This window comes from Proteus sp. G2675 (assembly GCF_963886535.1).
Lineage (GTDB): Bacteria > Pseudomonadota > Gammaproteobacteria > Enterobacterales > Enterobacteriaceae > Proteus > Proteus mirabilis.
This window is the reverse complement of record NZ_CAWPCB010000011.1, coordinates 1-14748: the sequence shown is the minus strand read 5'-3', so window position 1 is coordinate 14748 and position 14748 is coordinate 1. Positions and strand designations below refer to the sequence as shown.

12 protein-coding genes, 2 tRNA genes and 2 rRNA genes are annotated in these 14748 nt (G+C 42.2%); 12 read left to right on the top strand and 4 right to left on the bottom strand.

What is annotated here, in order from left to right:
• The 4 genes from AACQ49_RS02935 to AACQ49_RS02920 form a co-directional block, all read left to right on the top strand.
• A 23S ribosomal RNA gene (locus tag AACQ49_RS02935) occupies nt 1-1032 on the top strand; the annotation flags it as partial.
• Nucleotides 1033-1144: 112 nt separating this feature from the next.
• Nucleotides 1145-1260 (top strand): 5S ribosomal RNA (rrf, locus tag AACQ49_RS02930).
• A gap of 51 nt (nt 1261-1311) precedes the next feature.
• Nucleotides 1312-1388: transfer RNA gene (locus AACQ49_RS02925), tRNA-Asp, on the top strand.
• 7 nt (nt 1389-1395) lie between these two features.
• A tRNA-Trp gene (locus AACQ49_RS02920) sits at nt 1396-1471 on the top strand.
• 270 nt (nt 1472-1741) lie between these two features.
• Here AACQ49_RS02920 and hdfR read toward each other — a convergent pair.
• Complete coding sequence (gene hdfR / locus AACQ49_RS02915; RefSeq protein ID WP_004249680.1) at nt 1742-2566, bottom strand: HTH-type transcriptional regulator HdfR; 825 nt, start codon at nt 2564-2566, stop codon at nt 1742-1744.
• 115 nt (nt 2567-2681) lie between these two features.
• On the opposite strand from hdfR, the gene AACQ49_RS02910 reads away from it, so the two are divergent.
• Nucleotides 2682-3020, top strand: a complete 339-nt coding sequence (locus AACQ49_RS02910; RefSeq protein WP_004246370.1) for a DUF413 domain-containing protein — start codon at nt 2682-2684, stop codon at nt 3018-3020.
• Nucleotides 3021-3067: 47 nt separating this feature from the next.
• Here the strand turns inward: AACQ49_RS02910 and AACQ49_RS02905 are convergent, their stop codons facing one another.
• Nucleotides 3068-4600 carry a YifB family Mg chelatase-like AAA ATPase gene (locus AACQ49_RS02905; RefSeq protein WP_004249679.1) on the bottom strand — a complete coding sequence of 511 codons (1533 nt, stop codon included), beginning with the start codon at nt 4598-4600 and terminating at the stop codon, nt 3068-3070.
• 444 nt (nt 4601-5044) lie between these two features.
• On the opposite strand from AACQ49_RS02905, the gene ilvL reads away from it, so the two are divergent.
• From ilvL to ilvA, 6 genes are all read left to right on the top strand, one after another.
• Nucleotides 5045-5146, top strand: coding sequence for an ilv operon leader peptide (gene ilvL / locus AACQ49_RS02900; RefSeq protein ID WP_017827031.1), 102 nt, complete (start codon nt 5045-5047; stop codon nt 5144-5146).
• A 129-nt stretch (nt 5147-5275) separates the two neighbouring features.
• Nucleotides 5276-6925 (top strand): acetolactate synthase 2 catalytic subunit, encoded by a 1650-nt coding sequence (gene ilvG, locus AACQ49_RS02895; protein WP_017627862.1) that lies wholly within the window; start codon nt 5276-5278, stop codon nt 6923-6925.
• Entirely contained in the window at nt 6922-7200 is a 279-nt protein-coding gene (gene ilvM / locus AACQ49_RS02890; protein ID WP_004246366.1) for an acetolactate synthase 2 small subunit, read from the top strand. The genes ilvG and ilvM overlap by 4 nt, the downstream gene beginning before the upstream one ends.
• Nucleotides 7201-7210: 10 nt before the next feature.
• Nucleotides 7211-8137 carry a branched-chain amino acid transaminase gene (locus AACQ49_RS02885; protein WP_004246365.1) on the top strand — a complete coding sequence of 309 codons (927 nt, stop codon included), beginning with the start codon at nt 7211-7213 and terminating at the stop codon, nt 8135-8137.
• A gap of 72 nt (nt 8138-8209) precedes the next feature.
• On the top strand, nt 8210-10060 hold the full coding sequence (gene ilvD, locus AACQ49_RS02880; RefSeq protein ID WP_004249676.1) for a dihydroxy-acid dehydratase: 1851 nt from the start codon (nt 8210-8212) through the stop codon (nt 10058-10060).
• A gap of 3 nt (nt 10061-10063) precedes the next feature.
• Nucleotides 10064-11638, top strand: coding sequence for a threonine ammonia-lyase, biosynthetic (gene ilvA / locus AACQ49_RS02875; RefSeq protein WP_161778885.1), 1575 nt, complete (start codon nt 10064-10066; stop codon nt 11636-11638).
• On the opposite strand, the gene ilvY is transcribed toward ilvA, so the two are convergent.
• On the bottom strand, nt 11624-12511 hold the full coding sequence (gene ilvY / locus AACQ49_RS02870; protein ID WP_004246362.1) for an HTH-type transcriptional activator IlvY: 888 nt from the start codon (nt 12509-12511) through the stop codon (nt 11624-11626). The two genes, ilvA and ilvY, sit on opposite strands and share 15 nt — an antisense overlap.
• Nucleotides 12512-12683: 172 nt before the next feature.
• On the opposite strand from ilvY, the gene ilvC reads away from it, so the two are divergent.
• A complete protein-coding gene (gene ilvC, locus AACQ49_RS02865) occupies nt 12684-14159 on the top strand; it encodes a ketol-acid reductoisomerase (protein ID WP_012368696.1) in 1476 nt (491 codons plus the stop codon).
• A 227-nt stretch (nt 14160-14386) separates the two neighbouring features.
• On the opposite strand, the gene tnpA is transcribed toward ilvC, so the two are convergent.
• Nucleotides 14387-14748: IS200/IS605 family transposase (tnpA, locus tag AACQ49_RS02860; protein WP_161778884.1), on the bottom strand; the 362-nt coding region annotated here is incomplete at its 5' end.

Sequence of the window (14748 nt, the reverse complement as noted above, 5' to 3'; positions counted from 1 at the left end):
GCGAAGCTCCTGATCGAAGCCCCAGTAAACGGCGGCCGTAACTATAACGGTCCTAAGGTAGCGAAATTCCTTGTCGGGTAAGTTCCGACCTGCACGAATGGCGTAATGATGGCCAGGCTGTCTCCACCCGAGACTCAGTGAAATTGAACTCGCTGTGAAGATGCAGTGTACCCGCGGCAAGACGGAAAGACCCCGTGAACCTTTACTATAGCTTGACACTGAACATTGAGCCTTGATGTGTAGGATAGGTGGGAGGCTTTGAAGTGTGGACGCCAGTCTGCATGGAGCCAACCTTGAAATACCACCCTTTAACGTTTGATGTTCTAACCTAGGCCCATAAACTGGGTCGGGGACCGTGTCTGGTGGGTAGTTTGACTGGGGCGGTCTCCTCCTAAAGAGTAACGGAGGAGCACGAAGGTTGGCTAAGCATGGTCGGACATCATGCGGTTAGTGCAAAGGCATAAGCCAGCTTGACTGCGAGAGTGACGGCTCGAGCAGGTACGAAAGTAGGTCTTAGTGATCCGGTGGTTCTGAATGGAAGGGCCATCGCTCAACGGATAAAAGGTACTCCGGGGATAACAGGCTGATACCGCCCAAGAGTTCATATCGACGGCGGTGTTTGGCACCTCGATGTCGGCTCATCACATCCTGGGGCTGAAGTAGGTCCCAAGGGTATGGCTGTTCGCCATTTAAAGTGGTACGCGAGCTGGGTTTAGAACGTCGTGAGACAGTTCGGTCCCTATCTGCCGTGGGCGTTGGAAGATTGAGAGGGGTTGCTCCTAGTACGAGAGGACCGGAGTGAACGCACCACTGGTGTTCGGGTTGTCATGCCAATGGCATTGCCCGGTAGCTAAGTGCGGAAGAGATAACCGCTGAAAGCATCTAAGCGGGAAACTTGCCTCGAGATGAGTCTTCCCTGTCGCTTTAAGCGACCTAAAGGAACGTTTAAGACTAAGACGTTGATAGGCTGGGTGTGTAAGCGTAGCGATACGTTGAGCTAACCAGTACTAATGAACCGTGAGGCTTAACCTGACAACACCGAAAGTGTTTTGTCAGAGAGACGAAACGATGAAGTCAGCTTGTTCAAGATTAAATTACTGGCGACTTACCGAAAGGAAGGAAGCGAGTAATAGACAAGAATTTGCTTGGCGGCCATAGCGCGGTGGTCCCACCTGATCCCATGCCGAACTCAGAAGTGAAACGCCGTAGCGCCGATGGTAGTGTGGGGTCTCCCCATGTGAGAGTAGGGAACTGCCAAGCATTAAATTAAAGCCTTAATGTAAAAAGACATTAAGTGCGTAAAGAATAAGCGGAGCGGTAGTTCAGTTGGTTAGAATACCTGCCTGTCACGCAGGGGGTCGCGGGTTCGAGTCCCGTCCGTTCCGCCAACTATTTAGGGGCGTAGTTCAATTGGTAGAGCACCGGTCTCCAAAACCGGGTGTTGGGAGTTCGAGCCTCTCCGCCCCTGCCAGTTACCAATTAAGTAATAACAAAATTTATACTACTTTGTAGCCCAGTTAATTAACTGGGCTTTTTGTTATATAAAAACCACTATATTTTTCTCCAATCCTTCCAACTCTGCCAATCCTAAATCGTATTTATAACTTTATGTATCATCCAAATGATTAATCTAACATTATTCACATAATATTTTTCTGGGTATTGAGTCTGTTATTAGTAATAACATGTGCTTCAATCATCAATTTTATTACTGATATATCAATTTGACTGAAGCACAATGCTACTGATGGTTGGAGACAGGTTGAGAAAGTAGTTGCTGAATTAACACTTGTTGATCACTAGTATTGAGCCATACAGCAAATAGCGGTTTTTGGATGATCTCTACTGCTGCTGGTGAGAGATCGGGATATAAATCGAGCCAATGAGTAGGTAAAAAAGCAACGGCATTTGTTGTTTTCATTAACTGATAAGCAATCATAGCTGAATTTGTTGTCAAAATAGGTTCTGTTTTTGGTGCAGAGCTATTTTGTGAAAGTGGTGACAAATCAGCACTCCACTCAATTTTGATAAATTGTGCGCTTTGCTGGTTCAGGTGTGATGCTCTTTTCATTAGTTGAAATGTGATATTGCCAATGACTTTACTTTCCAACTCATCCATTTTGGGTGCTTCTGTAGTAAAAAGCAGATCTAGCTCACGAGCATGAAGTTGCTTTACTAGAGATTGCCTTGTAGAGACTCTAGATTCAATTCTAAGCTCATTTCTTTCTAAGTAAGCCTCTTGTAGCCAAGAGGTTAGATAAGCGTCCCAGAGCGATGCTGTCGCACCAATTGAAAGTTCTGAGTGTTGGGAGGCGTGGCTAATTTCTTTTTTTGCCTGTAACCAGGTATTCATTAATGACTCAGCATAAGGGATAAGCCTTTCTCCAGCGAGTGTTAAGCGAATATTGTTACGATGGCGAGTAAACAAATTTGTCCCAAGTTGGGTTTCTAATTGGCGTATTCTAAAACTGACCGCAGACTGTGTTAAATAAAGAGATTCAGCGGCTCGGCCAAAGTGTCTTGTCTTACTGACTTCCAAAAAGGTTTTCAGTAATTCGGTATCCACATCTATCTCCAAAAAAATTTGTCGTTACGATTTAAATATTTTGTTTTACAGAACCGCATGACTCCCTAATACTCCGCGCCATAAGTATGACGATAGAGAATTAGGAGTGTGTCAGATGGCAGAAAGTTTTATCACGACTAATCGTTTTTTTGACAATAAACATTATCCGCGTGGTTTTTCTCGTCATGGCGATTTCACTATCAAGGAAGCCCAGATATTGGAACGTCATGGTCAAGCTTTCAATGAACTTGATTTAGGCAAACGAGAGCCTGCAACTGAAGCGGAAAAATTATTTGTTGCCATGTGTCGTGGCGAACGAGAAGCAGCTACTGTTGAAGAAAAAATTTGGAAGAAATATACCAGTCGTATAAGTCGTCCAAAACGTTTTCATACCTTATCGGGTGGAAAGCCACAGCTCGATCCATCTGATGACTATACCGATTCTGATGATTAATATCATTAGTTTTAATTTAAAAGGGGCGTATTTCGCTCCTTTTTTACTTACCCTTCTAACTGTTTTTGTAAATAGATCATCAGTCTATCCATGGCGCGAAAACTCAACGCTTCAATAAGATGATTTCGTTGTATTTTTTGCTCATTCTCAAGATCGGCAATAGTTCTCGAAACTCTTAAAATTTTATGCCATGCACGAATAGATAAGCCTAATTTATTCAATGTCTCTTCAAGAAAGATTGCATCTTCGGTATGTAATTGACAAAAATGCTCAATCTCTTTACTTGATAAATAAGTATTAAGCTTGCCACTTCGCTGGAACTGACGTTCTCTGGCTTGTAAAACTCGAGCTCGTATGATGCTACTCGATTCATTTGTATGAGTCGATTGTAGTAGTGCACCTTGAGGTAATAATGGCATTTCAACGGATAAGTCAAACCTATCTAAAAAAGGTCCCGATACTTTGCTTAAATAACGTAATACTTGTTTTACGGGCGTTCGATTATGAGTACCTTGATAGTGCCCTGTAGGACTTGGATTTAATGCACCGACAAGTAACACATTTGCGGGATAGCTAATTTTGGCTTTAGCGCGTGAAATGGTAATTTTGCGCGCATCAAGAGGCTCTCTAAGTGCATCTAACACACGTCTATCAAATTCCGGCAATTCATCTAAAAATAAAATGCCATGATGTGCAAGTGTAATTTCACCGGGTTTAGGAATAGATCCACCTCCGGTTAAAGCAACGGCAGATGCCGTATGATGAGGTGCTCTAAAAGGACGTAAAGGCCATTTACCATCATGATGTATCGTATTTGATAGGCTACTGATAATTAATACATCAAGGGCTTCTTTAGCTGTAAGTGGAGGTAAGAGAGTATTAATGCGTTGCGCCAACATTGTTTTTCCTGTGCCGGGAGGGCCAAGAAATAAAATGTTGTGATTTCCTGCTGCTGTGATTTCTGCAGCTCTTTTTGCGTTATTTTGTCCAATAATATCACTAATATCTTTATTATTTTGGTTTTCAATTGTTTTGTGATTAATATTGTTTTTAGCTTCAATTAATGGGGTGTTATTTTCTAAATGATGACAAATATCCAAAAGATGGCTAGCTAATAACGCGGATTTATTAGGTAAGAGCGAAACTTCTGATTGATGTTCAATAGAAATGATAGATATTCTATTATCTTTGTTGGCGCTTAAAATTGAGGGAATAACCGCATTCACTTTTTGTAATTTACCGGAAAGTGCAAGCTCACCGATAAATTCATAACTATTTAATTTATCAGAGATTAATTGCTCTGAGGCAATTAAGATAGCTAACGCAATGGGTAAATCATAGCGGGCTCCTTCTTTAGGTAAATCAGCGGGTGAAAGATTAATCGTAATTCTTTTTGCTGGATAACTATATCCACTATTTATTAATGCGCTTCTTACCCTATCTTTCGCTTCTTTTACGACAGTTTCAGGTAAACCAACTAAAGTGAGTCCTGGTAATCCCTGGCTAATATGAGCCTCAATAGTAATAAGTGGTGCAGAGATCCCTAATGAGGCTCGCGTATATATTACTGCTAATGCCATTTTTTTATTCTCCATTATTTTCTCTCTTTTTAATTTATTTTTATTAAGGTGTTAAATAAGAAGTTAATTAAATGAGAGATATCTCGTAAATATTTAATTTATTGAAAAATATAGAAAATAAATAAAGTTAAAAAATAATTATTGGATAAAAAATTATTATTTATACGAAACTTTTTATTTTTGAATTTAATTATTTCTATTAACAGAACAAATAGTAAATTAATGGTTTTTCTTTCAGCATTAACCACTGCAATATAATTATTAAGCAGTGTTATATTCTGAAGAGTGACGGAGAGATAAAAATAGCTATATGTTTCATGTGGTTAGGATTATTTTAAAAATAATCATTGTCAACATGAAAATATCATGGTAACTCTAAAAGGACAGAGTGAAAGAGAACACAACACAGACTATTTTTTACTACAGAAAAAGAATTTTAATATTATGAATACTATCGTCCTAGTGATTAGCCTAATTATTGTCAGCGTGGTGGTGATTATTAACCCACTGTGCGGGGCTGCACTAGGACGAAGAAAGGCTAACTAAACTAGCCGGATCTCAGAAAAACCCCCGCACCGAAAGGCGCGGGGGTTTTTTTTGAGCCAAGGATTTTAAAGAGAATAAAAAAGAAAATAAATTAATATTAAACAAGAAGTTAAGACGCAGGGTGAAAGAATGAATGGAGCACAGTGGTTAGTTCAAGCATTACGAAAACAGCGAGTGGAAACGGTCTTTGGTTATCCTGGCGGTGCGATTATGCCTGTGTATGACGCACTCTATGATGGCGGTGTCGAACATGTTTTGTGTCGTCATGAACAGGGAGCCGCTATCGCTGCTATTGGATTTGCTCGTTCTACCGGTACAACTGGTGTCTGTATCGCGACATCAGGCCCAGGCGCTACTAATGTCATCACAGGTCTTGCTGATGCATTGTTAGATTCTGTGCCTGTTGTTGCTATCACAGGGCAAGTTGCTTCAAATTTAATCGGGACAGATGCTTTTCAAGAGGTGGATGTACTTGGGCTCTCTTTAGCATGCACCAAACATAGTTTTCTGGTTTCTGATGTGAATGAACTGCCAAGAGTCGTATCAGAAGCATTTTCGATCGCTAAGCAAGGGCGTCCAGGCCCTGTGTTAATTGATATTACTAAAGATGTGCAATTAGCTGATGCTTCACATTTAGCTGATTATCCATTGCCACAAGAGCAAGAGTTTCCCTATCCCGAACACGAAATCGCGCAGGCTCTGCAGATGTTAGCACAAGCGAAAAAGCCGATTTTGTATGTTGGGGGCGGTGTAGCAATGAGCCAAGGTGTTGAGGCGCTAAGAACTTTTGTAAAACAGACGCAAATCCCCGTTGTTTCGACATTGAAAGGGTTAGGTTGTGCTAATGCATTTGATGCCAATTATTTAGGTATGTTGGGTATGCATGGTACAAAAGCTGCTAATTATGCCGTTCAACGTAGTGATTTATTAATTGCTGTAGGCGCTCGTTTTGATGATCGCGTAACGGGTCGTTTAAATACTTTTGCACCCAATGCAAAAGTGATCCATATCGATATCGATTACGCAGAGCTTAATAAATTAAAACAAGCCCATATTGCTTTGTTAGGTGATGCCAAAGTGTTATTACCTAAGTTATCTCAACCGTTAGCTATTGAGGCATGGCAAGAAGAGGTACAGCAATTAATCGCTGAATATGCTTGGCGCTATGATCATCCCGGTGAAGCAATTTATGCTCCTTTGTTGTTAAAACAGTTATCTGATGCTAAGCCTGAAAATAGCATTGTGACAACAGATGTTGGACAGCACCAAATGTGGTCAGCACAGCATATGACATTTGATGCGCCAGAAAATTTTATTACTTCTAGTGGGTTAGGCACGATGGGATTTGGTATTCCCGCGGCTATTGGTGCGCAAATAGCTAGACCTGATGCGTGTGTTATCTGTGTCTCTGGTGACGGCTCTTTTATGATGAATGTGCAGGAGTTAGGCACCATTAAACGTAAGCAATTACCTATTAAATTGGTGTTATTGGATAACCAGCGGCTTGGTATGGTACGCCAATGGCAAGAGCTGTTTTTTGAGCAACGTTATAGTGAAACCATTTTAACGGACAACCCTGATTTTGTTGCTTTGGCAAAAGCTTTTGATATTCCGGGGCAGCGTATTACAGAAAAAGCACAGGTTGCTGAAGCAATTAAATGTTTATTAACCAGTGATGGCCCTTATTTATTACAGGTATCTATCGATGATGCAGAGAATGTCTGGCCTTTAGTCCCGCCGGGCGCAAGCAATGATGAGATGATGGAGAAATCAAAATGAACCAACACAATATCACAATTGAAGCCCGTTTTTGTCCAGAGATCTTAGAACGTATCTTGAGAGTTATCCGCCACCGTGGTTTTCATATATGCTCAATGAATATGAATATCACAGAAAGTAACTATATTAATTTAGCTCTGACTGTGAGCAGTCAACGACCTGTTGATCTTTTATGTAGCCAGTTAACAAAGTTAGCTGATGTTGCAGGTATTCAGGTCTTACATCAACAACAAAAAGAAAAATTACAATTCATAAGTGCACTTAGTGCCATGTAAGGATAGAAGAATGACAAAGCAAGCTGATTATATTTGGTTCAACGGTGAAATGGTTCCATGGGCTGAGGCAAAAGTACATGTCATGTCTCACGCACTACATTATGGAACGTCTGTATTTGAAGGAGTACGTTGCTACGATTCCCATAAAGGGCCTGTCGTTTTTCGCCATCGTGAGCATATGCAACGATTGCATGATTCTGCCAAAATTTATCGTATGCCTGTCGCGCAAAGTGTTGATGAGTTAATGGAAGCTTGTCGCGAAACATTGCGCAAAAACCAGTTAGTCAGCGCTTATATTCGTCCTTTAGTTTTTATTGGTGATGTCGGAATGGGGGTTAATCCACCAGAAGGTTATAAAACCGATATCATTATTGCTGCATTCCCATGGGGGGCATATTTAGGTGAAGAGGCGTTAGATAAAGGGATTGATGCGATGGTTTCTTCTTGGCATCGAGCAGCACCTAATACTATTCCTACGGCTGCCAAAGCAGGAGGTAATTATCTCTCTTCATTGTTAGTGGGCAGTGAAGCTCGTCGCCATGGTTATCAAGAAGGGATTGCATTAGATGTTCATGGTTATCTTTCTGAAGGGGCTGGTGAGAACTTATTTGAAGTAAAAGATGGCGTTATTTTTACTCCTCCATTTACCTCATCTGCGCTACCGGGGATCACTCGCGACGCAATTATTAAATTAGCGAAAGATCTCGGTTATGAAATTCGTGAACAAGTACTGTCTCGTGAATCACTCTATCTTGCTGATGAAGTGTTTATGTCTGGTACCGCTGCAGAAATTACACCAGTTCGTAGCGTTGATGGTATTCAAGTTGGTATTGGTCGCTGTGGTCCAGTAACAAAAGCTATTCAGAAAGCTTTCTTTGGTTTGTTTACGGGTGAAACCGAAGACAAATACGGCTGGTTAGATCCTGTCAATCCATAATCATAATTAAATACATTTATTGAGCGAGTAGTTCGTTCCCTACTCGCTGTTATTATCGCAGGAGTGTGAAAAATGCCTAAATACCGTTCAGCAACAACGACACATGGTCGCAACATGGCTGGCGCCCGCGCATTATGGCGTGCAACAGGAATGACTGACGCTGATTTTGGTAAACCTATTATCGCAGTTGTAAATTCATTTACTCAATTTGTACCCGGTCATGTGCATTTGCGGGATTTAGGAAAACTGGTTGCAGAGCAAATTGAAGCTGCGGGTGGTGTGGCTAAAGAATTTAATACTATTGCGGTGGATGACGGTATCGCGATGGGACATGGTGGCATGCTTTATTCGTTACCTTCCCGTGAGTTAATTGCTGATTCTGTGGAATATATGGTCAATGCACATTGTGCAGATGCCATGGTATGTATTTCTAACTGCGACAAAATCACACCGGGTATGCTGATGGCGTCTTTACGCTTAAATATCCCAGTCATTTTTGTTTCTGGTGGACCGATGGAAGCGGGTAAAACAAAGCTTTCTGATCAATTGATCAAGTTAGATCTGGTTGATGCGATGATCCAAGGGGCTAATCCTAATGTCAGTGATGCTGATAGTGAACAAATTGAGCGTTCTGCTTGCCCTACATGTGGATCATGCTCTGGTATGTTTACGGCAAACTCAATGAATTGTTTGACTGAAGCGTTAGGATTATCGCAACCGGGTAATGGTTCATTATTAGCAACCCATGCTGATCGTAAAACATTATTTATTAATGCGGGTAAGCGTATTGTTGAATTAACTAAACGTTATTACGAACAAGATGATCTATCTGCATTACCACGTAATATCGCTAAAAAAGAAGCATTTGAAAATGCGATGATCTTAGATATCGCCATGGGGGGATCAACAAATACCGTTTTACATCTATTAGCTGCCGCGCAAGAAGGTGATGTTGATTTTAAGATGGAAGATATCGACAGACTTTCTCGCCAAGTTCCTCATTTATGTAAGGTGGCACCAAGTACCCAAAAATATCATATGGAAGATGTGCACCGAGCAGGTGGGGTGATGGGGATTTTAGGTGAATTAGACAGAGCAGGATTACTTAATCGCAATGTTAATAATATCTTAGGCTTAAGTTTGCCTGAAACATTAGCACAATATGATGTGATGCTAAGCCAAGATGAGCAAGTGAAATCAATGTACCAAGCCGGTCCCGCAGGTATTCGTACCACAAAAGCTTTTTCACAAGATTGCCGTTGGCCGACTTTAGATACCGATCGTGAACAGGGGTGTATCCGCAGTAAAGCGCATGCTTATAGCCAAGATGGTGGTTTGGCCGTGTTATCAGGTAATTTAGCGCAAGATGGCTGCATTGTTAAAACAGCGGGTGTGGATGAAGATAATTTAGTGTTTAGTGGCCCTGCTAAAGTATACGAAAGCCAAGATGATGCGGTAGAGGCAATTTTAGGTGGCAAGGTCGTTGCGGGTGATGTGGTCATTATCCGTTATGAAGGCCCGAAAGGGGGGCCCGGTATGCAAGAAATGCTCTATCCAACCTCATATTTAAAATCAATGGGATTAGGCAAAGCGTGCGCATTAATCACTGATGGACGTTTTTCTGGTGGAACCTCGGGGTTATCTATCGGACACGTTTCACCGGAAGCGGCAAATGGTGGGATCATTGGTTTAGTGGAAGAAGGGGATATTGTTGATATCAATATTCCAAATCGCGAAATTAACTTACGGGTAGATGAGAAAACACTAGCAGCCCGTCGTGAAGCACAACTTGCTCGTGGAGATAAAGCGTGGACACCTAAAGATAGGCAGCGCCAAGTCTCTTTTGCTTTACGTGCCTACGCGTCTTTAGCAACCAGTGCAGACAAAGGTGCTGTACGTGACAAATCTAAATTAGGGGGCTAACTCATGGCAGCCTTTAGACCTTTAACTTCAGCACCAAGTAGTGCTGAATATTTAAAAGCCGCATTAAGTGCGCCTGTTTATGAAGCTGCTGTCGTGACACCTTTGCAAGAGATGGCAAAAATTTCTCAGCGTCTAGAAAATACCATTTTAGTTAAACGAGAAGACCGACAACCGGTACATAGCTTTAAACTGCGTGGCGCTTATAACATGATTGCAGGGTTAACGCCGGAGCAAAAGGCAAAAGGGGTGGTTACTGCATCAGCGGGAAATCATGCCCAAGGGGTGGCGTTATCAGCTAATCGAATGGGTATAAAAGCATTAATTGTAATGCCTATTGCAACGGCAGATATCAAAGTGGATGCCGTACGCCAGTTTGGTGGTGAAGCATTGTTGTATGGGGCTAACTTTGATGAAGCAAAAGCAAAAGCCATCGCTTTGGCAAAAGAGATGGGATATACCTTTGTGCCTCCTTTTGATCATCCCGCTGTGATTGCCGGGCAAGCAACATTAGCAATGGAGCTGTTACAACAGGACGTCCATCTTGATCGTATTTTTGTACCTGTTGGCGGCGGCGGTTTAATTGCTGGGGTTGCTGTATTAATTAAACAACTGATGCCTGAAATAAAGATCATTGGTGTTGAGGCGGAAGATGCTGCTTGTTTAAAAGCAGCGTTAGAAGCAGGACATCCTGTTGAGTTACCTCGCGTTGGATTATTTGCCGAAGGTGTCGCTGTCAAACGTATTGGCGATGAAACCTTCCGTTTATGCCAAAAGTATGTTGATGATGTGATAACCGTTGATAGTGATGCAATTTGTGCCGCAGTAAAAGATCTGTTTGAAGACGTACGCGCTATTGCCGAGCCTTCTGGTGCTTTGGCATTAGCAGGGCTAAAAAAATATGTTGAGGAGCATCAGATCAAAGGGGAACGTTTAGCCCACGTACTTTCTGGCGCTAATGTCAACTTCCATGGCTTACGTTATGTTTCGGAACGTTGTGAACTAGGTGAAAAACGAGAAGCGCTATTTGCCGTTACAATTCCCGAACAAAAGGGTAGTTTTTTGCGTTTTTGCCAAATTTTAGGACAACGTGTTGTTACTGAATTTAACTATCGTTATAGCGATGCCGATCCAGAAAATGCACGTATTTTTGTCGGTGTGCGTTTAAGCCAAGGGCTACAAGAGCGTAAGGAAATCGTGCAACAGCTAACGGAGGCGGGTTATCAAGTCTCCGATCTCTCCGATGATGAGATGGCAAAATTGCATGTGCGTTATATGGTCGGTGGTCGCCCTAATCAGCCATTAAAAGAGCGTCTGTTTAGCTTTGAGTTTCCAGAAGCACCGGGTGCATTAATGAAGTTTCTTAAAACATTAGGGACTTACTGGAATATTACGCTATTTCATTACCGAAGCCATGGTACTGATTATGGCCGTGTGCTGGTGGCGTTTGAGTTACCTGAAACGGAAGGGCGTTTTGAACGGCATTTAGATGCGTTAGGTTATGAATATCATGATGAGACAGGAAATCCGTCTTTTCAGTTATTTCTTTCACCACAAACAGCCAGCTTAGTGGTGGAGTAGGCGCCAAAACGCACTGATCACAGGCTCTTGAAGGCGTTTGTGTAAACCACAAACGCCAAGTTCAAAGGGTTCTACCAGCGATATATTATCGAGCAAAGAGATACGATTTCGTACCGGCTCAGGGCAGTTATCGACGACAACTTGCGGAATAAGTGCGATACCACAACCAAGAGCAACCATTGAAACAATCGCTTCATGCCCTGAAACAGTGGCATAAATAAGAGGATTTTGAATTCGATGGCGTTTAAACCATAAAGCAATGCGCTGTCGTGATGGGCCGTGTTCAGGAATGATAAAGGGAATATTGAGCCAATCCGGTTTTTCTTGTGTAGCAAGGTGTCGAACATTACCCGGTAGAGCAGGGGCAATAAGAACTAAGGGGATCTCGCCTATTTTCTCAAAGCAGATATTTTCAGGCAACTTCTCTGGTTTTCCTGCAATACCTAAATCGGCTTCATCTGAGATAACTTTATCCACAGCATCTGCGGCATCACCGGTAGTCAATTTTATCTCGACTAAGGGATTTTCCGCACGAAAACGGTCAAGGATCGGCGGAAGGTGACTATAAGCTGCAGTGACTGAACAAAATAGACGTAGCTCTCCAGACAAGCTGGGACTGTTCTGGTTTAGCGTATGTTTGAGTTGCTTATATTGCAATAAGGTGTGTTGAGCATAACGTTTAAGTTGTTCCCCTGCATCAGTCAGTGTGACTTGGCGGTTATCACGCAAAAAAAGTGGATGCCCTAGTTGTTCTTCAAGACGCTGGATCTGACGTGAAAGCGTGGATGGACTGACATGCATGGCTTGCGCAGTCTTGGTGAAATGGCAACTTTCAGCAAGATGTAAGAAGAGTTTGAGATCGCGAATATCCATGGTCAGCCGCCTAGGTAAATAGTAAAAATAACGTTGCATTTATTGCAACATCATCTTGTAAATATATCAATTTAAGCAATGGCTTTCATCCCCTATAGTAAAGTCATGCAATACCTCACCGAGAGTGGGGATAACAATAGCAAACATATACACAACGATTTGGGAGTCGCTCATGGCCAATTATTTTAATACATTGAATCTGCGTCAGCAGTTGTCGCAACTGGGTAAATGTCGCTTTATGTCTCGTGACGAATTTGCCGATGAGGCTAATTATCTAAAAGGTAAAAAAGTCGTTATTGTTGGCTGTGGTGCACAAGGTTTAAACCAAGGTTTAAATATGCGTGATTCAGGACTGGATATCGCCTACGCATTACGCCAAGAGGCTATTGATGAAAAGCGTGCTTCATGGCGTCGTGCCACTGAAAATGGTTTTGAAGTAGGAACCTATGAAGCATTGATCCCGCAAGCCGATTTAGTGGTTAACTTAACGCCGGATAAACAGCACTCCGCCGTTGTTCAAGCCGTTCAACCACTGATGAAGTCAGGCGCCGCTTTGGGGTATTCTCATGGGTTTAATATCGTTGAAGTGGGTGAAAAAATTCGTGACGATATTACCGTTGTGATGGTTGCGCCAAAATGTCCAGGTACTGAGGTGCGCGAAGAGTATAAGCGTGGTTTTGGTGTACCTACCCTAATTGCTGTTCACCCAGAAAATGATGCTAAAGGTGAAGGTATGGCCATTGCGAAAGCATGGGCGGCAGCCACAGGTGGACATCGTGCGGGAGTGTTGGAATCATCTTTTGTTGCGGAAGTAAAATCAGACCTGATGGGCGAGCAAACTATCCTGTGTGGTATGTTACAAGCCGGCTCTCTGCTGTGTTATGACAAAATGGTTGCTGAAGGTGTTGAACCGGGCTATGCAGGTAAGCTTATCCAGTTTGGTTGGGAAACGATTACAGAAGCCCTGAAGCAAGGTGGTATTACCTTGATGATGGATAGATTATCTAATCCTGCCAAGATGCGTGCTTATGCTTTATCAGAGCAATTAAAAGAGATTATGGCACCACTGTTTGCTAAACATATGGATGATATTATTTCAGGTAAATTCTCTGAAACCATGATGGCAGATTGGGCAAATGATGATAAAAACTTGCTGACATGGCGTGAAGAAACGGGTGCAAGCGCATTTGAAAATTATCCTGAATATGAAGGTAAAATCAGCGAGCAAGAGTATTTTGATCATGGCGTATTGATGGTTGCGATGGTTAAAGCGGGTGTTGAGCTGGCGTTTGATACGATGATTGAAGCTGGCATTATCGCTGAATCTGCCTATTATGAGTCACTGCATGAATTGCCATTAATCGCGAATACGATTGCGCGTAAACGTCTGTATGAAATGAATGTGGTTATTTCAGATACCGCAGAGTACGGTAACTATCTGTTCTCTTTTGCCGCCGTGCCGATGTTAAAAGAGTTTATGACGACGTTGCAAAGTGGCGATTTAGCGAAGCATGTTCCAGATAGTGGGACAGATAATGCTCAATTGCGTGATATCAATGAAGCCATTCGTCAGCACCCTATTGAGATTGTCGGTAAGAAATTAAGAGGGTATATGACGGATATGAAAAAGATTGCTGTTGCCAACTAATTTTTCGTCGCTCTTTACGCGATAAGTGCGTTGGCTGCACTCGGTTACCCAAGTCACATACTAATGTATGCTCCTTGGGATAACCTCCTTTGCCGCCTTCTTCTCACGCAAATAGCTTAGAAAAATAAGTACTAATATATTTTAAAAGATAAAACAGAATATAAGTTTATCCAAAGCACCGTAAAACCCCGTCCTTCAGGTCGGGGATATAAGGCGCGGTTTTTTAACTAACTAGGTGTTTCCTGTTGCTCAATATACTGGCGGATAATGGATATTGGTGCGCCACCACAACTCCCCGCGAAATAACTCGGCGACCAAAGAACCCCCTTGTAGTAATCACGTTGGGCAATATCAGGACGATCACGCCGAAGTAATCGGCTCGATACCCCTTTAAGGCTGTTAACCAGATTAGATATCGCCAGTTTTGGCGGGTAATTAATCAGTAAATGAACCTGATCCCGCTCCCCATCCATTTCAACCCGTTCAACATCAAAATCAGCACAAACACTGGCAAAGTAGCCTCGCCATTTTTCAATTGCATCCTGATCAAATATTTTTCGCCTGTATTTTGTGACAAAGACCAAATGGA

Bases quoted from the DNA above. Each gene is read 5' to 3' on its own strand.
- AACQ49_RS02910 (WP_004246370.1), top strand. From the start codon at position 2,682: ATGGCAGAAAGTTTTATCACGACTAATCGTTTTTTTGACAATAAACAT.
- AACQ49_RS02905 (WP_004249679.1), bottom strand. From the start codon at position 4,600: ATGGCATTAGCAGTAATATATACGCGAGCCTCATTAGGGATCTCTGCA.
- ilvL (WP_017827031.1), top strand. From the start codon at position 5,045: ATGAATACTATCGTCCTAGTGATTAGCCTAATTATTGTCAGCGTGGTG.
- ilvG (WP_017627862.1), top strand. From the start codon at position 5,276: ATGAATGGAGCACAGTGGTTAGTTCAAGCATTACGAAAACAGCGAGTG.
- ilvM (WP_004246366.1), top strand. From the start codon at position 6,922: ATGAACCAACACAATATCACAATTGAAGCCCGTTTTTGTCCAGAGATC.
- AACQ49_RS02885 (WP_004246365.1), top strand. From the start codon at position 7,211: ATGACAAAGCAAGCTGATTATATTTGGTTCAACGGTGAAATGGTTCCA.
- ilvD (WP_004249676.1), top strand. From the start codon at position 8,210: ATGCCTAAATACCGTTCAGCAACAACGACACATGGTCGCAACATGGCT.
- ilvA (WP_161778885.1), top strand. From the start codon at position 10,064: ATGGCAGCCTTTAGACCTTTAACTTCAGCACCAAGTAGTGCTGAATAT.
- ilvY (WP_004246362.1), bottom strand. From the start codon at position 12,511: ATGGATATTCGCGATCTCAAACTCTTCTTACATCTTGCTGAAAGTTGC.
- ilvC (WP_012368696.1), top strand. From the start codon at position 12,684: ATGGCCAATTATTTTAATACATTGAATCTGCGTCAGCAGTTGTCGCAA.